The sequence below is a fragment of the Escherichia sp. GZ89 genome, from assembly GCF_019366485.1.
Classification (GTDB): Bacteria; Pseudomonadota; Gammaproteobacteria; order Enterobacterales; family Enterobacteriaceae; genus Escherichia; species Escherichia fergusonii.
Genome location: NZ_JAEOHX010000003.1, coordinates 216071 through 238521 on the forward strand (window position 1 = coordinate 216071; position 22451 = coordinate 238521).

General features: G+C 47.8%; 18 protein-coding genes. 6 read left to right on the forward strand and 12 right to left on the reverse strand.

Annotated features, from left to right (window positions below):
* The gene (gene pcoA, locus K0335_RS07435; RefSeq protein ID WP_000925242.1) at positions 1-1818 is read right to left on the reverse strand and encodes a multicopper oxidase PcoA; all 1818 of its coding nucleotides are present in this window, start codon (positions 1816-1818) and stop codon (positions 1-3) included.
* A gap of 234 nt (positions 1819-2052) precedes the next feature.
* Between pcoA and K0335_RS07440 the strand changes: the two genes are divergently transcribed.
* On the forward strand, positions 2053-2502 hold the full coding sequence (locus tag K0335_RS07440; RefSeq protein WP_001023231.1) for a hypothetical protein: 450 nt from the start codon (positions 2053-2055) through the stop codon (positions 2500-2502).
* Positions 2503-2776: 274 nt separating this feature from the next.
* The gene (locus K0335_RS07445) at positions 2777-3514 is read left to right on the forward strand and encodes a peptidoglycan DD-metalloendopeptidase family protein (protein ID WP_000287499.1); all 738 of its coding nucleotides are present in this window, start codon (positions 2777-2779) and stop codon (positions 3512-3514) included.
* A 33-nt stretch (positions 3515-3547) separates the two neighbouring features.
* Here the strand turns inward: K0335_RS07445 and K0335_RS07450 are convergent, their stop codons facing one another.
* The 7 genes from K0335_RS07450 to silC form a co-directional block, all read right to left on the reverse strand.
* On the reverse strand, positions 3548-3745 hold the full coding sequence (locus tag K0335_RS07450) for a DUF2933 domain-containing protein (protein WP_000843501.1): 198 nt from the start codon (positions 3743-3745) through the stop codon (positions 3548-3550).
* Positions 3746-3785: 40 nt separating this feature from the next.
* On the reverse strand, positions 3786-6263 hold the full coding sequence (gene silP / locus K0335_RS07455; protein WP_011251358.1) for an Ag(+)-translocating P-type ATPase SilP: 2478 nt from the start codon (positions 6261-6263) through the stop codon (positions 3786-3788).
* A 97-nt stretch (positions 6264-6360) separates the two neighbouring features.
* Positions 6361-6801 carry a DUF411 domain-containing protein gene (locus K0335_RS07460; protein WP_000758221.1) on the reverse strand — a complete coding sequence of 147 codons (441 nt, stop codon included), beginning with the start codon at positions 6799-6801 and terminating at the stop codon, positions 6361-6363.
* An 86-nt stretch (positions 6802-6887) separates the two neighbouring features.
* Entirely contained in the window at positions 6888-10034 is a 3147-nt protein-coding gene (silA, locus tag K0335_RS07465) for a Cu(+)/Ag(+) efflux RND transporter permease subunit SilA (protein WP_011251357.1), read from the reverse strand.
* Between the two features lie 10 nt (positions 10035-10044).
* Positions 10045-11337, reverse strand: a complete 1293-nt coding sequence (gene silB / locus K0335_RS07470; protein WP_001398209.1) for a Cu(+)/Ag(+) efflux RND transporter periplasmic adaptor subunit SilB — start codon at positions 11335-11337, stop codon at positions 10045-10047.
* Positions 11338-11450: 113 nt separating this feature from the next.
* Complete coding sequence (cusF, locus tag K0335_RS07475; RefSeq protein ID WP_001246155.1) at positions 11451-11804, reverse strand: cation efflux system protein CusF; 354 nt, start codon at positions 11802-11804, stop codon at positions 11451-11453.
* Positions 11805-11831: 27 nt separating this feature from the next.
* A complete protein-coding gene (silC, locus tag K0335_RS07480; RefSeq protein WP_038988996.1) occupies positions 11832-13217 on the reverse strand; it encodes a Cu(+)/Ag(+) efflux RND transporter outer membrane channel SilC in 1386 nt (461 codons plus the stop codon).
* Positions 13218-13406: 189 nt separating this feature from the next.
* Here silC and silR point away from each other — a divergent pair, with 189 nt between their 5' ends.
* The 4 genes from silR (at position 13407) to K0335_RS07500 (ending at position 16735) form a co-directional block, all read left to right on the forward strand.
* Positions 13407-14087, forward strand: coding sequence for a copper/silver response regulator transcription factor SilR (gene silR, locus K0335_RS07485; protein ID WP_000697965.1), 681 nt, complete (start codon positions 13407-13409; stop codon positions 14085-14087).
* Complete coding sequence (gene silS / locus K0335_RS07490; RefSeq protein ID WP_000555737.1) at positions 14080-15555, forward strand: copper/silver sensor histidine kinase SilS; 1476 nt, start codon at positions 14080-14082, stop codon at positions 15553-15555. Before silR ends, silS begins: the two co-directional genes overlap by 8 nt.
* Positions 15556-15805: 250 nt before the next feature.
* Positions 15806-16237, forward strand: coding sequence for a silver-binding protein SilE (gene silE, locus K0335_RS07495; protein ID WP_032192123.1), 432 nt, complete (start codon positions 15806-15808; stop codon positions 16235-16237).
* Between the two features lie 147 nt (positions 16238-16384).
* Positions 16385-16735, forward strand: a complete 351-nt coding sequence (locus K0335_RS07500) for a DUF305 domain-containing protein (protein ID WP_000647571.1) — start codon at positions 16385-16387, stop codon at positions 16733-16735.
* 168 nt (positions 16736-16903) lie between these two features.
* Here K0335_RS07500 and K0335_RS07505 read toward each other — a convergent pair whose 3' ends face one another.
* The 4 genes from K0335_RS07505 to K0335_RS07520 all read right to left on the reverse strand — a co-directional run bounded on the left by K0335_RS07505 (position 16904) and on the right by K0335_RS07520 (position 22440).
* The gene (locus K0335_RS07505) at positions 16904-18730 is read right to left on the reverse strand and encodes an AAA family ATPase (protein ID WP_001239419.1); all 1827 of its coding nucleotides are present in this window, start codon (positions 18728-18730) and stop codon (positions 16904-16906) included.
* A 563-nt stretch (positions 18731-19293) separates the two neighbouring features.
* Positions 19294-19593 carry a helix-turn-helix transcriptional regulator gene (locus tag K0335_RS07510; protein ID WP_001097216.1) on the reverse strand — a complete coding sequence of 100 codons (300 nt, stop codon included), beginning with the start codon at positions 19591-19593 and terminating at the stop codon, positions 19294-19296.
* A 352-nt stretch (positions 19594-19945) separates the two neighbouring features.
* Entirely contained in the window at positions 19946-20872 is a 927-nt protein-coding gene (locus K0335_RS07515) for a hypothetical protein (protein ID WP_000262423.1), read from the reverse strand.
* Positions 20873-20883: 11 nt separating this feature from the next.
* Positions 20884-22440, reverse strand: a complete 1557-nt coding sequence (locus K0335_RS07520) for a TnsD family Tn7-like transposition protein (protein ID WP_001324699.1) — start codon at positions 22438-22440, stop codon at positions 20884-20886.
* Positions 22441-22451: the final 11 nt, after the last annotated feature.

Genomic DNA, 22451 nt, shown 5'->3' on the forward strand with positions numbered 1-22451 from the left:
TCATTCCTCCACCCGGACTTCACGAAACATTCCCATTTCCATGTGATAGAGCAAATGGCAGTGATACGCCCAGCGGCCAAGCGCATCTGCTGTCACTCTGTAACTGCGTTTTGTACCAGGGGGAACATCTATTGTGTGTTTACGAACCATGAAATTACCGTTTTCATCTTCCAGATCGCTCCACATACCATGCAGGTGAATGGGGTGAGTCATCATGGTATCGTTGATCAGCGTGATCCTGAGCCGCTCACCGTATTTCAGCAGCACCGGTGCGGCATCTGAAAACTTGATTCCGTTAAATGACCAGGCAAACTTTTCCATGTGGCCGGTTAAATGCAGTTCTATGGTACGGCCAGGTTCACGTCCGTCAGGATCCTCAAAGCGGCTTTTCAAATCCGCGTACGTGAGAACCTTTCTTCCGTTATTTCGAAGACCAATACCCGGATCATTTAATTTCGGAGAGACGCTCATCGCCTGCATATCAACCAGTGGGTTATCCGTTTCTGACGCAGGATGACTTTGCATACCCGGCATTCCGGCCATCCGGGAATGATCCATACCGGCCATGCTGCTGTGATCCATGGGCGCGGAGGATGTCCCGCTATCCGGAAGGTCAGCACCGTCCATAGACATCATCTCTCCGCTGTTATCCATGCCTCCCATCTGGCTGTGGTCCATTCCTGCCATATCATGTCCCATTCCCCCCATACCCATATCTTCCATGGTCAACAGAGGACGGGGATCGAGGGGGGGAACGGCAGCACTTAACCCCTCTCTCGTGGCCAGTGTCCCTCGAGCGTAACCGGTCCTGTCCATGGATTGTGCGAAGATGGTATAGGCCTCACCCTGAGGCTCCACAATGACATCATAGGTTTCGGCAACGGCAATCCTGAATTCGTCAACGGTAACCGGGTTTACATACTGGCCATCTGCAGCCACGACCGTCATTTTCAGCCCGGGGATACGGATATCGAAATAGGTCATTGCCGAGCCGTTGATAAACCGTAAGCGTATCTTTTCACCGGGACGGAACAGTCCGGTCCAGTTTTTCAGCGGGGCCTGCCCGTTCATGAGATAGGTGTAGGTGTAGCCACTGACATCCGCGAGATCAGTCGGATTCATTTTCATTTCAGCCCACATTTTCCGATCGGCAATGGTGGCTGACAGCCCCCTGGTATTCACGTCGCGGAAAAAAGAGCCAACGGTTGGTTTATTGAAATTGTAGTAATCCGACTGTTTTTTTAATTTTTTCAGCAGGCTGTGAGGATTTTCATCGGTCCAGTCAGACAACATGACCACATGCTCACGATCGTAAGCAAACGGTTCTGGCTCCCTGGCATCGATGATAATGGCACCGTATACCCCCTCCTGTTCCTGCAGACCGGAATGGCTGTGGTACCAGTAAGTCCCGTTCTGCTTAACCTTAAAGGTGTAAACGTAGGTATCATCAGGCTCTATGCCCATAAAACTCAGCCCCGGAACACCATCCATATTGGCCGGAAGAATAATGCCGTGCCAGTGAATGGACGTCTGTTCATTAAGACGGTTTTTGACCTTCAGGGTAATGGTGTCACCTTCTTTCCAGCGAAGAACGGGCCCCGGCAGGCCTCCATTGATTGTTTTGGCCTGACGCTCACTGCCCGTGATATTGACGGCCGTTTCACCAATGGTCAGGTCAAACTGAGTACCCTGCAGGGATGCGGCAACTGGCAGGCTCAGACTGGAACGCGCATTGAAACTCCATACGCCAAGACTTCCGGCTACGCCAGAGAGGGTTAACCCCTTCAGGAAAGTTCGTCGAGACGTTTTCAACAGCATGCGCATTCCCTTATTTAAATTATGGTTACTGACAGAATTCGAGAACCGATTTAAATTAAATTACTGGTTCATCCACTTACAATGAAATGAATCTAGCACACCTTAAGAAACAAATTCATTACAATCGTGTAATGTACATAGCTGTATTACATTTACGTCATCTTCCCCACAGGTTGATTATTTTTATATATGATCATAAGGACATCTTTTATGTACCTCAGAAGGTAATTACACATGAATATATTAATCACGGCCACTGCGTTTACAGCTTTATTTTGTGGGGCAGCTTTTGCTCAGTCCAGTGATATTGCCCATGAAGCACATCGATTTGTTAATAATGCCTCAGCCGTCAGTCATGTGAATTCCTCGACGCATGAAAACTTACCGGACAGGGTTAATAAAAACAACACGCCCTCATTCTCTGAAATGAATGAACATGAAAGGGCCATTGTTGCTCATTCATTTATGAACAACAGCGCGTCCTATGCACATCAGAAAATGATTGAGGAACATAAAAAAATGCTGTCCGACAGTGGTGCAAATTCAAAGACCTCCTCTTCTTCTTTTAACGAACTGAATGCCGGAGAGAAAGCCGCCCTCGTGCATGAGCAGGTCAATAATGCCGGTGCGGAAGCTCATCAGACACAGGCAAGAAAGCTTCGCGGCCTGTATTCCTCCAGGTAACTGCAGGCGGGTTAGTGCTTAGCAGGGCTTTACTGACGGGTTACGTAGCAGGACATGAGCCCCATATTGCTCTGCCGTAACCTGTTTCAGTCCCGTTAATCATCACCGTCAGGCTGGTCATACAGTTCCCAGATCTTCAGGAGCAAACGGGAAACAAGATATGTTACAAAAATGACGACCATCAACGGTGCTCCCGATTAACTGGCAGATGACACGCCTCCTGAAAACCCCTAGCATACGCCGCAGTGTTCATGCTAACGGCGAATTCCAGTAAATGTATTCTACCGATGTCGTAAAAGAAAATGCTTACCTTTCAGCCACCCGCTCGGGGCTGGAATCGAACGAGATCGCTATCCTTCAGCGCTCTTTGCCTTCCCGCTTTAATCTTCGGCATTTGAAAAAAAATGAATCATTAAAACTCGTACTGCAAAAGAAAGCGGGAAAATCACGTGTAGTGGCTTATAAATTTACGTCCGGCTCATTTAATTACACGGCGTATCGTATATCAGACAAAAAGTTCTATAATCTTTCCGATACTTCCGGGAAAGGCAGTCTCGATTATCCGTTACCAGCCACAGCAAGACTCAGTTCACCTTTCAATCCTGCAAGACTTAACCCGGTATCGGGAAAAGTGAGTCCCCATAATGGCATTGATTATTCCATGCCCATGAACACGAAAATAGTCAGCGTCATCGACGGAAAAATTACCCGGGCCGAATACAACAGTACCATGGGATATTTTGTTGAAGTAACGGGAAAAGCCGGTGTTAAAACTCGCTATCTCCACCTCAATAAAATACTCGTTACTAAAGGGGCCAGAGTTACCCGGGGAGGTGCTATTGCGTTATCCGGTAACAGCGGACGTTCATCCGGTCCTCATTTACATTATGAGCTGGTCATCAATAACAATCCTGTTAATTCACTGGCGTTCCGGGCATCGGCACCCGCTGATAACAAACTCGAACAGCATGCCTTTGCGCATGCCAGAGACTACGAACGATACCTGGACTGATAACGGGACCGCGACGCGGCCCCGTTTGCCGGATTAATTTTTTTTATTGTTTTCACTTCCGTGATGTTGGTGATCCCCATGCCCTCCGTGGCCGTGGAAAAGATGCATTAGCGGGCAGACCAGCAATAACAGATATGGCCAGTAACCTGCCACATGTGACCAGTGTTCTCGCAGGAGGGCAAATGCCGCGATCGCGGCGACAGCAACAAGCGCATAGGTGGTACTTTTCATACTGGACTCCTTCTGTTCATAACAGACCCTTCACTCAGTGTTATTTCCCGAGCCTGACACTTTTCAGACGCAACGCATTCACAATGACGCTGACGGAAGAAAGAGCCATGGCCGCCGCCGCAATAACTGGCGACAGCAGTATTCCATACACAGGATAAAGCAGGCCTGCAGCCACCGGCACACCAAGTGCGTTGTAGATAAATGCAAAAAACAGATTCTGTCGGATATTTTTCATGGTGATCTCTGACAGATGACGGGCCCTGTTCAGTATCATCAGGTCGCCTTTGAGAAGGGTGACTCCGGCACTTTCAATTGCCACATCTGTACCCGTTCCCATGGCTATTCCCACGTCAGCCGCTGCCAGCGCCGGGGCATCATTCACACCGTCTCCGGCCATCGCAACCACATGGCCAGACGCTTTCAGTCGGGTTATCACTGCTTTTTTGCCATCCGGCAGAATCCCGGCTTCAACCTCATCTATTCCCAGTTTCCGTGCGACTGCTTCAGCGGTAAGCTGGTTATCCCCGGTGAGCATAACGATGCGGATCCCCGCCTGACGCAACGCTTTAAGTGCATCCGGCGTGGTTGCTTTCACGGGATCCGAGATAGCTATCAGGCCTGCAAGGTACCCATCTGTGGCCACATAGATAACGGTAGCGCCTTCCATCCGCAACTTATCCGCAACGGCCTTTTGATTATCAATAACGATACTGTTTTCCTGCATAGCCAGTTCATTACCAATAACAACCCGTTGACCTTCAACATCGCCTGAAACACCTTTCCCCGACGGAGCATTGAAATCACTGACTGCGGGTATCATGATCCCCCTGTGCTGGGCTGCCCGGACTACAGCCATACCCAGCGGATGCTGCGAGCCTTTTTCCACTGCGGCCGCTACACGTAAAAGAGATGCTTCCCCACCCGGATTGAGACTGATAATCCCTGTCACCGTAGGCGAACCTTCCGTGAGCGTGCCTGTTTTGTCGACAACCAGCGTGTCCACTTTTTCAAGACGCTCAAGGGCTTCGGCATTCCTGATTAACACCCCGGCCTGGGCTCCTTTGCCTACCCCCACCATTATCGACATCGGTGTGGCCAGCCCCAGTGCGCAGGGGCAGGCAATAATCAGGACCGACACAGCCGCAATCAGACCGTGCGCCATCCTGGGCTCGGGCCCCCAGACAGACCAGATCACGAAAGCAACAACCGCGATAAGTATCACCAGAGGAACAAACCAGCCTGAAACGCTGTCAGCCATTCTCTGGATGGGGGCACGCGAACGCTGTGCATCAGCGACCATCTGAACAATTCGTGAGAGCATCGTTTCATCACCGACTTTCTCTGCACGGATGATAAGACTACCTGTCTGATTAATCGTCCCCCCAATGACAGGGTCATCCTTCGTTTTGGTAACCGGCATAGACTCCCCGGTCACCATCGATTCATCAACGGTTGTTTTGCCTTCGATCACGATACCGTCGACCGGAATACTCTCTCCAGGTCTGATGCGGAGCTTATCGCCAGGCAGGACATCTTCCGCATTAATATCCGTTTCATGACCGTCATGATCCAGCCGTCTGGCGGTTTTGGGGGCAAGGTTCAGAAGCGCAGTAATGGCGCCTGAGGTTTGTTCCCGTGCCCGCAGCTCAAGAACCTGTCCCAGCAGAACAAGCACCGTAATAACTGCTGCGGCTTCAAAATAAACGGCCACCAGGCCATCCATGTTTCTGAACGATGCAGGAAACCAGGAGGGGAAGACGGTTGCAATGACGCTGTAAACCCAGGCTACGCCGGTCCCCATTGCAACAAGGGTAAACATATTCAGGGAGCGGTTACGTAACGACATTCCGGCCCGGGCGAAGAATGGCCAGCCACACCACAACACGACAGGGGAGGCCAGAAGCAACTGCAGCCATGTGTTGTACTGTGGCGGTAATGTATTCCTCAAGTCGGGAAACAGATGAGATCCCATTTCGAGTACCAGAACCGGAAACGCCAGCAACAACCCCAGCCAGAAGCGTCTTGTCATGTCGTGAAGTTCATCACTCGGCCCCGTGGATGCCGTAGCTACGAGCGGCTCCAGTGCCATTCCACAGACAGGACAGCTTCCGGGACCACTGCGGCGTATCTCCGGGTGCATCGGACATGTCCACACACCTTCAGAATTCTCTTTTTCCGCCTGGTGGTGAGGCTGTTTTATCTGATCAGGGCTGACTTCGTGATGATCGTGGTGATGGTGATGGGAATGTTCACTGGCATCTTCGGTAAGATAACGATCGGGATGGGCTTTAAATTTACTCTCACAGCTGGCGGAGCAGAAATAAAGTTGATGGTCCTGGTATCGAATGCTGCTGTGCGCCCTGTCGGGCAGGATGGCCATCCCGCACACGGGATCTCTCACCTTATGCAATACGTGGCCCTCGTCCGGGGATAATGTCTGCTCAGAAGCAGTCTGGTTGTTGTGTTGCACTGCATTGTTATTTTTCACTGTAACTCTCCTTATGCATATCTGAAGCATTTTCTGTCTTCAGGGTATGTCATGGATGCGATTACCACGAATATCGCCGGCACAGGAGTGCCTGCTACCGGCGTCCCGTTATCAGCCGTTCCGCTGACTATTCGATTCGCTGGAAGACTTTTTTACTTCCATCCGGTGAGAATGCGATAACATCGTAAGCCTCTTTTCGGGCTCCCATCTCCATTCCAGGACTTCCTGCTGGCATACCGGGGGTGGCGAGACCGTATATACCCGAACCAGACTGCATTGCCTTATGTATCGTTGTCGCAGGCACATGGCCTTCAATGATCAAATTACCGGCAACCGCGGTATGACAACTTCGTAGTCCTGCAGGAATAGCATGCTTTTCTTTCAGGGCTGACAGCGCCTGATCATTCATGATGTGAGTTCGTACTTCAAACCCGTCTTTTTCCATCGCTTTGCCCCACAGGGAACAACAGCCACAGTTTTCAGATTTGTACATATCAATCACTTTTTCACTCGCCATCGCGGGTAGTGAAAGGCCGAGAGCCAGCGCTATTAGAACCACTTTTTTCATACTCACCTCTGTATATTATCGATATAAACCCTGACGTCAGGGTGAATCAGTAAAGAAGGACACCCACAGGGGGTGCCCTTTCAGGTTCAGGACACGCTTTTTTTATGTCTGCGCAGCCAGATTAATTTGTAGGCGGCAGGAATAATGAACAGGGACAGCAGCGGAGCCGTGATCATCCCACCAATCATGGGTGCCGCGATACGGCTCATGACTTCTGAACCTGCACCGGTTCCCCAGAGTATTGGCAGCAGACCCGCAATGATCACCGCCACGGTCATGGCTTTCGGCCGGACACGCAGTACGGCACCATGATAGAGGGCTTCATCAAGGCCTTCCGGTGTGAACGTCTCTTTACGGGACAATTCCGGGTGCGCTTCAATGGCATGACGCAGATACATCAGCATGACCACGCCAAACTCTGCTGCCACCCCGGCCAGGGCGATAAACCCGGTGCCGGTTGCGACAGACATATGGAAGCCCTGCCAGTACAGGAACCATATCCCGCCTACCAGCGCAAACGGCAGGCTCATCAGAATAAGTAAGGCCTCATCAGCCCGGCGGAATGCCAGATACAACAGGATGAAGATGATCATCACCGTCATCGGCACCATCAGCTTCAGTTTCTTGTTGGCATGCTCAAGCAGTTCAAACTGTCCGGAGAATGACACGCTGGTACCCGGTCTCAGTTTCACTTTCTGACTGATCGCCGTTTTAATGTCATTAACCACCGACACCATATCCCTGCCGCGCGCGTCAATGTAAATCCAGCTGGCTGGACGGGCATTTTCGGTTTTCAGCATGGTTGGTCCGGAAACGACCTTAATATCGGCAACATCGCCCAGCGTAATTTGCTGCTTCATTGGGGTCAGGATTGGCATCTCTCTCAACGCCTGCGGACTGTTACGGTAATCCTGCGGATAGCGAATGTTAATAGGGTACCGGGCCACGCCTTCAACCGTCTCACCCACCATAGCCCCACCGATTGCTGAAGAGACGAACAGCTGGACGTCGCCCACAGTCATCCCGTACCGGGAAGCTTTTTCCCGGTTAATGTCCACATCAATATAACGTCCACCTTCCAGTCGTTCAGCCAGTGCGGAAACCACACCAGGTACGGTTTTAGCGACTGCTTCGATACTCTGTGCTGTTACATCGATATCCGACAGAACAGTACCCGATACCTTAATACCTATCGGACTTTTAATGCCGGTTGAGAGCATATCAATACGGTTACGGATAGGCGGTACCCAGAGGTTGGCCAGACCCGGTAAACGGACGGTCCTGTCGAGTTCTTCAATAATCTTGTCAATCGTCATGCCTGGACGCCACTGATCCTCAGGTTTCAGTTGGATGGTGGTTTCCATCATTTCGAGCGGAGCAGAATCCGTGGCGGTCTCAGCCTTACCGGTCTTGCCAAAAACTGAGGCCACTTCAGGCACCGTTTTGATTAGTTTGTCCGTGGTCTGTAAGAGCGCAGCAGCTTCTCCAGGAGACACGCCAGGTAACGTTGACGGCATATACAACAGGTCACCTTCGTTAATCTTCGGTAAAAACTCGCCGCCCACCTGACTCAGTGGCCAGATAACAGTGAAAATGGATAAAGCCGCAACCAGCAGGGTTGTTTTTGGCCAGTGTAGTACCCTGAGCAGTAACGGGTGATACGCTTTAATCAGCAACCGGTTCAGTGGGTTACTGGTCTCAGCAGGAATTTTCCCGCGGATCCAGAACCCCATCAGAATAGGGATAACAATGATTGCCAGTATGGCTGCACCCGCCATGGAATACGTTTTTGTAAAGGCCAGCGGACCAAACAGACGCCCTTCCTGCCCTTCCAGGGTAAAAATAGGAATGAACGATAATGTGATAATCAGCAGGCTGATAAACAGCGCTGGACCCACTTCAACGGAGGCGTCAGTGATAACCTTCCAGCGGGTGGCATTATCAATCTGTTCCCCGGGATGCTGATGGTCCCACTCCTCAAGCCGTTTATGCGCGTTTTCGATCATGACGATGGCGGCATCCACCATCGCTCCGACGGCTATTGCAATCCCTCCCAGCGACATAATGTTGGCATTCAGCCCCTGGAAGTGCATGACGATAAAGGCGATACACAGGCCAAGTGGCAGAGAAATAATCGCCACCAGGGCAGAACGGACATGCCAGAGGAACAGTGCGCAAACGACAGCAACAACGATAAACTCTTCAAGAAGCTTGTAACTGAGGTTGTCAATCGCACGATCGATTAACTGGCTGCGATCGTATGTCGTTACGATCTCCACTCCTTCAGGCAGGCTTGCCTTCAGCGTGTCCAGTTTATCCCTCACCGCCGTAATGACTTCGCGTGCATTTTTGCCCGAACGCAGGATCACCACTCCGCCAGCGACTTCGCCCTGACCGTTAAGCTCAGCGATACCACGCCGCATTTCCGGTCCCATTTGTATGCGGGCAACATCACGCAGGTAAACAGGTACTCCATTTTCCCCCGTTTTCAGGACGATATTTTTGAAATCATCAATAGTCTGAAGATAACCGCTGGCCCGGACCATATACTCTGACTCAGCAATTTCAACAGATGAGCCACCGGCTTCCTGGTTAGATGAGCTAAGAGCTTGTTTTACTTCTGGCAGACTGATGCCGTACTGCGTCAGTTTTACCGGGTCAAGCTGGATCTGATACTGCTTAACCACGCCGCCTACGGATGCAACTTCAGCGACATTAGGAATGGTTTTCAGCTCAAACTTCAGGAACCAGTCCTGCAGAGAACGCAGTTCTGAAAGGTCGTGTTTTCCGCTGCGATCGACAAGGGCATATTCAAAAATCCAGCCCACACCCGTGGCATCAGGACCGATTTCAGAACTCACACCAGCAGGCAGTTTTCCCTGAACCTGATTCAGATACTCCAGCACGCGAGAGCGCGCCCAGTACAGATCGGTGCCGTCTTCAAAAATGACATACACATACGAATCCCCGAACTGTGAAAAACCACGCACGGTTTTTGCGCCAGGCACGGACAGCATGGTGGTGGTAAGCGGATAGGTGACCTGGTTTTCTACAATCTGCGGGGCCTGGCCGGGATAGCTGGTTTTGATAATGACCTGCACATCTGACAGGTCAGGCAAGGCATCTACCGGCGTGTTAATAATCGTCCATGTTCCCCAGATGCTGAGAAACAGGGCCCCCATCATGACCAGGAAACGGTTGGCGACAGAGCGCCGGATAATCCATTCAATCATCGTCGTCTCCTCAGTGCCCTGAATGCATATTTACAGGCTGGTCAGACATTGCTGGCATACTGCTTTTTGTTTTTTCAGGGTGGCGCATACGTTCCAGCGCGCCCGTAATATTGGCTTCGGAGTCAATGAGGAACAGGCCACTGACCACCACGGTATCGCCTTCATTCAGGCCGGAGCCGATGCCGGACTGTTGCTGTGATTCATGCAGAACGTGGATCTGTTTCGGCACAAACTTGCCTTCATCATCAACAGTAATCACGCGCTGTTCTTTGCCGGTATCGATAACGGCCTGGCTTGGTATCAGCAGCATCTCCTGGCTTCTGGTATTCAGTTTCAGATAGGCATTCATGCCCGGCTTGAGAAACTCATCCTTATTAGAAACCTGGAGACGGACCTGAAGCGTACGGGTTATCTGATCCACGCTGGGAAGAATATTCCATTTTTCGACATGGAATGTTTTATCCGGATAAGCCGGTACCGAAATTTCAAACTGCGACGTATCTTTCAGCAGATAGGCGATAGATTCTGGCACTGCAGCGCTGATCCAGACCGGGTCCATTCCCTGAATCTGAGCCACCACCTTATCTTTCGAAATATTCATGCCGGTGCGCAGGTCAAATGCAGTAATGACACCATCAATAGGTGCTTTAATGGTAAAACGGGTCTGAATGCTCCGGGTAGAACGCAGTCTCTGAATATCCTCTTCCGGCATACCTGCCAGGCGAAGCCGTTCCAGAACGCCTTTAATTTGCGTGGAAGTACCACCGGTGCTGGATAACAGAAGGAATTCACTCTGTGCTTCCACCCAGTCCGGAATGGTAATATCGATAAGTGGCGTCCCCTTCTTCACATGATCGCCAATCGTCATGGGGTAGACTTTTTCGACAAACCCGTCAGAACGCGCCTGCACAATAACAAACTGATACTCGTTATAGCTGACATTAGCCGGGATTGTCTGAGAATAATTCAGCATTCCTCGCGTGACTTTTTGCGTTTTTAATCCCAGATTCTGAACCTGGGTTGGGTCGATACGGATCCCGCCACTGCTTTTATCGCCACTGTCATCAGCATATTTTGGCACCAGGTCCATATCCATAAAGGGCGATTTTCCGGGTTTATCAAATTTGGTATCCGGTTTCATCGGGTCATACCAGAAAAGTACCTTTCGCTCCGGTGCCTTTTGTTCGGTTTGTACTGTTTTTTGTGATGAGTTTACATACTGCCAGGCAGTAACCGATATCAGCCCCCCTGCTATGAGGCTGCTGATAATTATTGCAGCATATTTTATCTTTAAAGAAGCCATACAATTTTCCGCTAAAAAATCAAAACACCTGGCATATGCGCCTGACGGTTAACTCACACATATACCTATGTGAATGTACAGGCGCACAGGATGTAATCGCTCCGGACAGCCAATCAGGACTGCGTCACGTTAATGCTTTTGAGTAAGGAGATATTGCCCTGCTGAATAAACGAGAAATCGACATGGTTGCCTGTTTTCAGGGCATTAATAGCATCGTCTGCATTAACAAAAGTAAAGCGCATGGTCATTGCAGGCCAGCCCACCGCTGGAATTGCTTCATGCGAAATGGTGATTTTCTTAGTATTCATATCAATGTCTTTAACGACACCGGTGCCCTTGATAACTTGCTGTACCGAAGCATCACTGGCAGTATTCATATCGCCATGCTGATGTGTTTCAGCATGAAGACCGGCAGAAAACATGACAGAGAAGGCACCAAATAAAACGGCTTTAAGTGAATTACGCATTTTAATTTCCTGATTAATTAAATAAATTTACTCTACCCAACCGCCACCCAGCGCGGTAAACAGATTAATTTCGTTAACCTGCCGGGAATAGGTAAGATCGAGAATGGTTTGCTGGGTAGCGAAGAGGGAACGTTCTGCATCCAGCACTTCGATGTAACTGACAGCACCACTTGCATACAATCCTCTGGCACGCTGGAGAGTTATCTGAAGTGAATCAAGATAACGCTGCTGTGACTCAAGTTGCTGGCTAAGGCTGTCGCGCAGCGCAAGCGTGTCGGAAACATCCTTAAAGGCTGACTGAATTTTTTGTTCGTAATTAACCACCGACTGTTGCTGGCGAATTTCAGCCAGCTTCAGATTGGCTTTATTCCTGCCAGCATTAAATATAGGAATTTCAATTTTAGGGATAAAATTCCACATTCCACTTCCTGACGTAAACAGGCTGGACAGCTCCGTACTGCTTGCGGAAAGACCACTGGTCAGGGTAATGGAGGGGAAAAAGGCCGCTCGCGCTGCGCCAATATTGGCATCAGCCGCTTTCAGCTGATATTCCGCTTCCATAATATCCGGTCGCTGCAGCAAAATTTGTGAAGACATATTTGGTGGTAATTTTACTGGTGCGATCTCCCCGCCTTTCATCCCTTTTTCTGACGGAAGTGCGCGGTACGTTCCCAGCACCAGTTGCAGGGCATTGTTTGCCTTAGCCAGATCGCCTTCTCGTTTGGCTATTTCGGCGCGGGTACTTTCGATTTGTCCCCTGGCCTGTTCAAGAGCCAGAACGTTCGTACTCCCGGTCACGAGCTGTTGCTCAACGAAAGCATAGGACTGTTGATAATTTTTCAGCGTTTCCCGCGCAATACGGAGTTGTTCGTACGCCAGTTGCTGGCTGAAATAACTTTGTGAAACGCTGGAGACCAGCAGGATGTGTACGGCCCGACGGGCTTCTTCGCTGGCAAAGTAGTTCTGGCGATCAGCGTCACTCATGTTCTTAAGTTTGCCGAAAAAATCGAGCTCATAGCTGAGTTTCAGACCCGCGTCGTACTTCTGTGTGGTCGGCTTGTCGCCTTTCAGACCACCGCTGTATGTGATCCCGGATGAGGCATTCAGCTGGGGATAACGATCTGCATCCGTGACGTTGAACTGGGCCCGGGCCTCTTCAACCTTCAGGGCAGCCATTCTCAAATCGCGGTTATTATTCAGGGCTTCAGTAATCAGCCGTGTAACCTGGGGATCGACAAAAAAGTTACGCCAGCCCGTATCCTGATAACCATTCACTGCTGGCGTCAGGCTGTTTCGGGACAGTGAAAACTGCTGGGGTACCGGTGCTGCCGGGCGCTGATATTCAGGTGCCAGAGAGACACAACCGGCCAGGATGAATATCGTGCTAATGCTGAGTAATTTTAATTTGAACATAACGCTTCTCGTCCAGGCAGACCTGGTAAATGGTTCAAATGAAGTCCAGAGTATTACCAGGGTTACTTTACAGAATGCACTCTGTTTGTCGGGTGACAGGATAATGACAATGTTGTCATTTTTGCTGTAATCCGTTGATAACGATCGTGGGCGCAATAGAATGACCTTAGCAGCCAGCCGGGGAGCAAGATGAAAATATTGATCGTCGAAGACGAAATTAAAACAGGTGAATATCTCAGCAAAGGGCTTAGAGAGGCAGGGTTCGTAGTGGATCACGCTGATAATGGTCTTACCGGATATCATCTCGCCATGACAGCCGAGTATGATTTAGTCATTCTGGATATCATGCTACCTGATGTGAACGGCTGGGATATCATCCGCATGCTGCGCACTGCCGGAAAGGGTATGCCGGTCTTACTGCTGACAGCCCTCGGCACGATCGAACATAGGGTCAAAGGACTGGAACTGGGTGCGGACGATTATCTGGTTAAACCCTTTGCGTTTGCCGAACTGCTCGCCCGGGTGAGAACCCTTCTGAGGCGGGGAAACACGATGATCACGGAAAGCCAGTTTAAGGTGGCTGACCTCTCGATTGATCTCGTATCCAGAAAAGTCAGTCGCGCCGGAAACCGCATTGTGCTCACCAGTAAAGAGTTCAGCCTGCTGGAATTCTTCATTCGCCATCAGGGAGAGGTTCTTCCCCGCTCCCTGATTGCCTCTCAGGTCTGGGACATGAATTTTGACAGCGACACTAATGCGATCGATGTCGCAGTAAAGCGACTCCGCGCTAAAATAGACAACGATTACGGGACAAAGCTGATCCAGACAGTCCGGGGCGTGGGCTACATGCTGGAGGTCCCGGATGCATAGCAAACCTTCCAGACGCCCTTTCTCACTCGCTCTGCGGCTGACCTTTTTTATCAGCCTGTCCACGATACTGGCTTTTATCGCCTTCACCTGGTTTATGCTGCATTCTGTTGAAAATCATTTTGCCGAGCAGGATGTCAGCGATCTTCAACAAATCAGCACCACACTGAACCGTATACTGCAGTCCCCGGTGGATCCGGATGATAAAAAAATAAGCAAAATAAAGGAATCAATTGCCAGCTACCGCAACGTTGCCCTTTTGCTCCTCAATCCCAGGGGTGAAGTGCTCTTTAGCTCAGCTCAGGGGGCGGCACTACGCCCGGCAGTGAATTCAGCAGATTTTAGCGAGCACAGCCGCGCACGGGATGTCTTTCTCTGGACGGTGGAGGATCCTGCGGGACCGATGGATACCGGGTCCGAAATGAAGATGGAAACATACAGGATTATCGCCTCCTCTGGTCAGGCGATATTTCAGGGCAAACAGCAGAACTATGTCATGCTGACTGGCCTATCCATTAATTTCCATCTCCATTACCTCGATGCGCTGAAAAAGAACCTGATTGCGATTGCCGTCGTGATAAGCCTGTTGATTGTTCTGATCATTCGAATCGCTGTCCGTCAGGGGCACCTGCCCCTTCGTAATGTCAGCAATGCCATTAAAAACATCACCTCCGAGAATCTTGATGCGCGACTGGAACCGACACGCGTTCCCATTGAGCTGGAGCAACTGGTTATCTCGTTCAATCATATGATTGGAAAGATTGAGGATGTCTTTACCCGCCAGGCCAATTTCTCTGCCGATATCGCGCATGAGATCAGAACGCCCATCACCAATCTGGTGACGCAGACTGAAATCGCACTGAGTCAGGATCGAACACAGAGGGAACTTGAGGATGTCCTCTATTCCAGTCTTGAAGAGTATAACCGGATGACCAAAATGGTCAGCGATATGCTGTTCCTGGCACAGGCAGATAATAATCAGCTGATACCTGACAGGGTCATGTTTGACCTCAGAGCGGAAGTCATGAAAGTCTTCGAGTTTTTCGAAGCCTGGGCCGAAGAACGCAATATCACGCTCAAATTTAACGGGATGCCCTGCCTGGTTGAGGGAGATCCACAAATGTTCAGAAGGGCGATCAATAATCTGTTATCCAATGCCCTGCGTTATACCCCGGAGGGACAGGCAATCACCGTCTCAATAAGAGAGCAGGAGAGCTTTTTTGACCTTGTGATTGAAAATCCGGGGAAACCGATCCCTGAAGAACATTTATCAAGGCTGTTTGACCGTTTTTATCGGGTGGATCCATCCAGACAACGAAAAGGAGAAGGCAGCGGCATCGGCCTTGCGATTGTGAAGTCAATCGTGGAAGCACATCACGGAAGAGTGCAGGTGGAATCAGACGTACGCTCCACGCGTTTTATCTTATCCGTGCCCAGACTGGAGAAAATGATCCCGGAAACCCAATGCTGAAAATAAAGATGTAAATGACAAAGATGTCATTAGCCTGTCATGCAGCAAACAGAAGCCATTCGATATAATTAGTGCAACTTATCAGGAAGGCTGGATTGCTTCATCAATACCCGGCGTCAGAGTACGCCAGGAAATGAATATCCAGCCCTCTTCCGGAGAAATAAACGCTGCCGAACTTGTTTCAGTTATGGAACTGAAAACACCGGTTGTACTTCCCCGGACATCACTAATTCAGAAATGGAGAGTTATCATGAAAAATATCGTATTAGCATCTTTGCTGGGCTTTGGTTTAATTTCATCGGCCTGGGCCACTGAAACCGTGAATATCCATGATCGCGTCAACAATGCACAGGCTCCTGCTCACCAGATGCAGTCTGCTGCGGCTCCTGTCGGGATCCAGGGGACTGCTCCTCGTATGACCGGTATGGACCAGCATGAACAGGCCATTATTGCTCATGAAACCATGACGAACGGGTCGGCGGATGCGCACCAGAAAATGGTGGAAAGTCATCAGAGGATGATGGGAAGTCAGACCGTTTCCCCTACCGGGCCGTCGAAGTCATTAGCGGCAATGAATGAGCATGAAAGAGCTGCAGTTGCCCATGAATTTATGAATAACGGTCAGTCTGGCCCACATCAGGCCATGGCCGAAGCGCATCGTCGCATGCTCAGTGCAGGCTGACGGCGAGGGAAGTATCTGTGCTGTCCTTATTTCCTTGATAGATTTTTCCGTAACCGGATATATGGCAACATCTTTGCCCCCTACAGGGGGCATTTTTATCAGATTCTGCTACAGTTAACGGGCATCAACGCTAAAAGGATATTTTTTATGAAAGCCAGAAACACTTTATTTGCAGTATTAATGTTATCCCTGCCAGCGATTTCAGCAGAACATTCAGAAATGAAAATGACTGATATGTCTACCTCGGCTTCGTCACAGGAATATATGGCTGGCATGAAAGACATGCATGACAAAATGATGGCTGCCGTAAATGAGTCCGATCCCGACAAGGCTTTTGCGAAAGGCATGGTAGCGCACCATGAAGGGGCAATAGCAATGGCTGAGACCGAGCTCAAATACGGAAAAGATCCGAAAATGAGAAAGCTCGCGCAGGACATCATTAAAGCTCAAAAAGGTGAAATTGAGCAGATGAATAAATGGCTTGATAGTCAAAAGTAAACATTGTAGAAATGTCACGACAAGCGTGATTTTACATCGTTCCTGGGCGCGGGAGTCGGTTAATCTTTATATAATTCAAACCCGATTAATTGCGGGTTTTTACTACTCTGTACTCCGGTCCTTTGTTGAGGACCGGAATATATGCACCTGAGATGCTTATTTAATACATTATCTCGTCATGGATACAATGTCGCTCAGGATCTCAACCAGCTCGCTTCTCTCCTGCGTTCCGTCATGATAGGTTGATCTTGAGATGATTCTTTCTGATGTCATCTGAGGCCAGAATTTATCTAGTACATTATCGGGTTTCATTCCCACAGCCCGGCCGATTATTTTTTTAGCGTCACAGGTGTCCGTAAACGTGACGGCTACACCAGTAATTTCCTCGATAAGATCCGGGCACAGATAGTTTTCTATCTCACGTTTGCGCGTAGCGAAAAATACCTTACCGGCCTCCTCTACTTCTTTTTTACGCTTCTGGATGGACAGAACCTGTGCAGGGTCTCCCCCAATATCGGAGTCCAGAAATACGCACCAGGGAAGCCCCAGATCTTTGGCCAGATTCAATGTAACCCAGTGTTTGACGCTACCACACCCTCCTATGAGGACTGGCACTATTTTCACGTCCTCCAGAGAGGCTGGCAGCGCACCTGACTGTTTTAATGAACTGGCCGCATGCCTCAGGAAAGTAACATCCGACTTTCCCTCTACCAGAACAATCCCCTGCGCCCTTTCCATACCGGTCTCTGGCAGCACCCCCAGGCTTTCAGTGGCTTCCTTCAGCACTGCGTCATCCGGCATTTTTACTACGGGTTCACCCGCCTCATTTCGGGTAACATAACGTACGCCTTCGACAGGGATTAATCCGGCCAGCGCCGGGACATGGGTGGTGACGATAATCTGACGGTGCGGCTGGCCTGCCAGTGCCAGTAACGCTTTCATCAGCATCATCTGATAGTTCGGATGCTGTGACGTTTCAGGCTCCTCTATGGCATAAATCACATTTCTGGGCGTCCCCGCGACATTCTTTTCAGCCTCAGCCCGAAAAAAATTCAACAGGATAAGCCTCCTTATCCCGCTGCCGCGCTTATTGATGGGGATGCCATTTTCCCCGTCCAGGGTGAAATTGAAGGTCCACTTGGGTTTCTCCTTAAATCGTGGAGTCAGTTCACTGGCGAGTTCGGGGGCCATTTCACGTAATTTATCCAGCGTTCTCTGTGCGACATCCAGGACGCTGTCCTGAATCTCATTTTCCAGCGCTGTAATTTTGTCCTGCAGCGCAGCCTGAGCGTCTTTTACGGCCTGCTGTAAGGGGTTTTTAGCTTCGGAATCCCCGTCGCTGCTTTCCCTGTCGGCTTTGAAAATCGCATACGTGGGCAGCAAATCGAGGATCTTACCCCATAATGATTTTGTGTCGGTTCCGAACTCTTTATCGACATCCAGCATAATTTCCGAACAGGTATAGGGGGCTGCGGCTTCCCTGATGGCCTGACGCCATAACGATGCAGTGCGTTTATCCGCCACATTTTTTTCAACTTCTTTTCCCACCGCCTTGAGCTCAGAAATTTTCATGCCCAGTAAATTTCTCAGGGGCTCCTCATCCGGGTGGATGCAGCGGATGCAGGTCTGCTCCGGTTTTCCTGAGGTCGTTGCTTTAAACGTTTTGACGATTTCAAAATTGCCGTCCTCATTCAGCAGATGTTCTGAGGCGAGCGTGGTCTGCACCCTGTCGTCGATCATGATAAAATCGGGCAGGTCATCAAATTCACAGGCTATTTCAAAACGGCCGTCCCCTTCTCTTAGGCTGAAACAGTTCATGTCATTCTTGTCAGCCTTCATTCCTTCTGTTTCAAAAAAAATAGCCAGCGCTTCCAGAAGCGTTGATTTCCCAAAGTCATTACGACCGACAATACCCGTCATGCTTTCATCAATAATGATTTCAGTAGAGTTTCTGTAGCCTCTGAAGTTTTTCAGTTTTAATTTTCTGAGCCGCATATGAAGTCCTGTGTGTAAGAAAGCGTTTTGCTGCAACCTGAATACAAAATATATTTTCAAATGCCTGCCAACAAGCAGGGATAACCGTTATTCAGAATATCTTAACGACATTTCGGGATTATGATCTGGTCGCGCTTTCAGAACTTTACTGCCCCTCAAAACACCGGAAACTAACTTGTGGTTGGTTACATGGCAAAGTTAAAACTCCAGAATCACGGGTAATGATTTCAATGCTTATTATATTTTTTGGAATTGACTCATGAGCTTTATAATTTAAATGATAATAATAACCATTCTTTTATGCGTAATATTTGCTACTGACACTGATGAATTTAAAAGAAGATAGATTTTCATTTACGGATTATTTCCTAAATTCATCGATAATGTGATCGACATAAAATTTTCACTGAAGAATGAAGAGATAATTTAAGGCCGAGCGAAATAGCTCAAAATGGTGTATTTAACATAACAGAAGAAATGAAAGGCTCTATCGCAACCTGATACTTCAGGCCGCTAAGGGGTTAATCTTGTTGAAGAAAAATTAGACCGGGAAGCGCCAGGCGTCACCATTTCTCCCGCCTGGCTGGAAGTGAAGAATAATTGTGCATAGCTCCGTATTCGGGCTTTGCATCTGACAATGGTTCCCTGGATGAAAGTACGATCTCCACTCCAAGGACGCTGAACACCCTAAACAAACGCTCAAAACCCGCACTTGCAGGGTTGGCCTCTAGTCGGGCATAAGTTTGCTGTGTTATACCCAAACGTTCAGAAACATCTTTTTGCGTCAGTCCATTGGCTTTGCGAAAGCCGATTAAAACAGGACGTAACTGATTCAAAGTCTTCAAAGCGTATTGAGTGTTCATAAGTGACCTTCCGTATCGACGGGTTAACAAGCATAACGCAGGGATTTACAGCATATAGGCTGTAATGCTCATTAACAGACTATAGGCTGTAATACGAATCTTGCCAAGATGCGGCATCTTTCAAATACAAGGCCGTATTGGGTAAGCAGTACACCGTTATATAGCACCCCTTGCCCCTTTGCTGGAGAGGGACCCACGTGATCGCAGGTCTTTTAGACGTTGTTGCTAACCGGCATCATACACAGGTGGTAACCCCCAGGGAAACTCTATGAGTGATAATTTATTCCTGCCCCAGTCAAAATATAAAACCTTATCTAACTAGCTTTCTTAGTATTTTATAAATGAAGTGAAATTAGCGAAGAAGTTTTACATTGTAAAGTGAGCAAAAATATTTACCATTCAACTGGCAAAATTTACAATCTGCAGCCCTTAGCCTGAGAAAATGCACATTAACAGAATAATCATCAAGTCCGATAGAGGCATAACTTACGTCCTCAAAAATATCAGAAATAAATGAGTTGAAATTACAAAAATTAACTTCACTTAACATCTTGAACACCGCAGAAATATATCTATCATGCATTATCTTGACTTCGATAACCTTAGATAAACTTGAATGCGACTTACATTTGAAGAGATCAAAGAGAAAGTAAATCAGCATATTTTTATTGTCCGAAATCCATTTTAAAATTTTATTACGTGCACATGGTAATATATACACTGGATTTTTGAAAGGGTTTGAAACGTCAACCACAAGGGAACAATAACCATGAGGATTTATTCCACTTATAATTAAGTCACTAAGTCCTTTCACTGCATTCAAATAGTTATCAAAACAAACCTCATATAAACTGGTACTATGAACTGCACATTTAGATTCAAACAACCATCTATGACGCAGATAACCAATGCCTTTAGAGTGTATATCTTCAACAATACATTTGTGACAGTAACGAATGTTTGAGATGTTTACCAATGGATATGAATTAGTTATGTGAAAATTTTTCCGACAGGCATCTTCAACAGCGTTAAAATACCCGTAAACACCAGAAGATAACGACACTATATTGGAAGTTAGTATATAACCATTTCTAGTGGCAAGAATGTCATATATATCCTGCAAGCTATGCAATTTGTACATATCAATCAGTTCGAAACGAGGAAAGGCATCGTACCTTAGTGCGCCATGCTTTGATATTATGTTCCTGCAATTGGATAAGTTATACATTATCTGTGAACGCAGAAGAAAACTGTGCCACAATTCATTTTCGTAAACCATATAACTCCCTCTTATTTAATTAGTTCCATTTTTCTGAGAAGTATCATTGTCATTGGTAGTTTATCTCTGTATTTCAAAAGCCAGCCATGCCCTCCCAGTAAAGCATCTAGACTTGTAAGTGACATCGAGTACTGCCCCTGAGATAAAACATCATTTATTAATGATGATGAGATAATATCTCTCTCGCTCCAGTCTACTCTTTTATTTTTATAGCATCGTATTGTTTTAGGAAGACAGGAATTAAGCCAGTCACATTCATGTTTATTTAGCCAATAGAAACTTGCATAACAACTTTCTTTGACTAACTTTCGTGTTATAGAAACGGATTGATTATGTATAAATCTTAATATTTTCTGCTTATGACGCCGTCTTAAAGAATCTTTTTTACATTTTTTACGCCATGAGCATAAACCGTAACAAGATGAAATTACAGAGGATACAGCTCCTTCCGATAATGAGTTTTTCTCAGCTATGGATGCCAGACTAAACCCCCTTACAGCCATAGACTTGATAAGCAATTCAGTGAATATATTAATTTTTGTGTTTCGCTTAAACGCCCTCAGGTATTTTTTATAAATAAGTGTTTTAATGTAACATCTGCTGCGACTAAATTCCTTCCCAAGGTTGCTAACACTAGTATTATTTTCAACTATATGAAAACTGTATTTCTTATGACTTTTAAAGATTTCTTTCTTTTTATTAGTACGACTTCCTGCATACGTTGGCCAGCAAGTATTTAACAAACAATAACAAAGCAAAAGATGCTTTGTGGGATGCTGACAACATTTGTCTTTGAGTATAGGCTCCCAGTAATGATAATCAGTTAGGGATGTTGGTATAAGTCCCGATGAACCCTCCCCAAATAACTGGCACTTAGCATAAACATGTGCGTAGAATACATTTTTCTTTAAATTTCCATCCAATGATAATAAATTCAACTTTTTAAGTACATCCATGTAATTGGGGTGTGTAATATCTTTTCTTCTGATTATATTTAGGGACTCATAACAAAACTTAGCAAAATCGAAGTCTATCTCATTGCTAAGTTGTTCTGTATACGAAACAGGAGGCATCAGTCCAATACGTATGTGCGGTGAAGAAGGGACATGGATGCTTTCAAGCGCTACCGGATGCCGATGGCAGGTTGTAACCCCATGAAGCTGATGCGCCAGATGCCAATAAGTAACACCATAATGAAAAGTATCTTCACGAGCGCAAACCGGGCAAAACTTCAATAGTGTGCGCTGCCCTAGTGAAAAATTACTAAGGCGGCACAATCGATTAAGCCTGGCAGGGGTCGTGTTGAAATCCATAATTTCATTACGACTGATTGGTAGTGCCCAGGCAAAAAGAGGGAGTAAAGTCTGTTCATGCCAGAGCTGATCTGCACTTTCGGATGTATGAAGAGAAATAGCCTTTAATCCTGAATTGAGAATTGGATGGACGTTCATATCAGGTTTGTTGAAAATGATCGTTAACAGAGAAGATGGGGACATACCGTACACGGTAGTTGTCCGACAAAACCGGCTGAACAAGGATTCATCAGGCAAAACAGGCAACATTCTCATTTCCCACACCT

Coding starts and splice junctions, on each gene's coding strand:
- pcoA (WP_000925242.1), bottom strand. CDS start 1,818: ATGCTGTTGAAAACGTCTCGACGAACTTTCCTGAAGGGGTTAACCCTC.
- K0335_RS07440 (WP_001023231.1), top strand. CDS start 2,053: ATGAATATATTAATCACGGCCACTGCGTTTACAGCTTTATTTTGTGGG.
- K0335_RS07445 (WP_000287499.1), top strand. CDS start 2,777: ATGTATTCTACCGATGTCGTAAAAGAAAATGCTTACCTTTCAGCCACC.
- K0335_RS07450 (WP_000843501.1), bottom strand. CDS start 3,745: ATGAAAAGTACCACCTATGCGCTTGTTGCTGTCGCCGCGATCGCGGCA.
- silP (WP_011251358.1), bottom strand. CDS start 6,263: ATGCTTCAGATATGCATAAGGAGAGTTACAGTGAAAAATAACAATGCA.
- K0335_RS07460 (WP_000758221.1), bottom strand. CDS start 6,801: ATGAAAAAAGTGGTTCTAATAGCGCTGGCTCTCGGCCTTTCACTACCC.
- silA (WP_011251357.1), bottom strand. CDS start 10,034: ATGATTGAATGGATTATCCGGCGCTCTGTCGCCAACCGTTTCCTGGTC.
- silB (WP_001398209.1), bottom strand. CDS start 11,337: ATGGCTTCTTTAAAGATAAAATATGCTGCAATAATTATCAGCAGCCTC.
- cusF (WP_001246155.1), bottom strand. CDS start 11,804: ATGCGTAATTCACTTAAAGCCGTTTTATTTGGTGCCTTCTCTGTCATG.
- silC (WP_038988996.1), bottom strand. CDS start 13,217: ATGTTCAAATTAAAATTACTCAGCATTAGCACGATATTCATCCTGGCC.
- silR (WP_000697965.1), top strand. CDS start 13,407: ATGAAAATATTGATCGTCGAAGACGAAATTAAAACAGGTGAATATCTC.
- silS (WP_000555737.1), top strand. CDS start 14,080: ATGCATAGCAAACCTTCCAGACGCCCTTTCTCACTCGCTCTGCGGCTG.
- silE (WP_032192123.1), top strand. CDS start 15,806: ATGAAAAATATCGTATTAGCATCTTTGCTGGGCTTTGGTTTAATTTCA.
- K0335_RS07500 (WP_000647571.1), top strand. CDS start 16,385: ATGAAAGCCAGAAACACTTTATTTGCAGTATTAATGTTATCCCTGCCA.
- K0335_RS07505 (WP_001239419.1), bottom strand. CDS start 18,730: ATGCGGCTCAGAAAATTAAAACTGAAAAACTTCAGAGGCTACAGAAAC.
- K0335_RS07510 (WP_001097216.1), bottom strand. CDS start 19,593: ATGAACACTCAATACGCTTTGAAGACTTTGAATCAGTTACGTCCTGTT.
- K0335_RS07515 (WP_000262423.1), bottom strand. CDS start 20,872: ATGGTTTACGAAAATGAATTGTGGCACAGTTTTCTTCTGCGTTCACAG.
- K0335_RS07520 (WP_001324699.1), bottom strand. CDS start 22,440: ATGAGAATGTTGCCTGTTTTGCCTGATGAATCCTTGTTCAGCCGGTTT.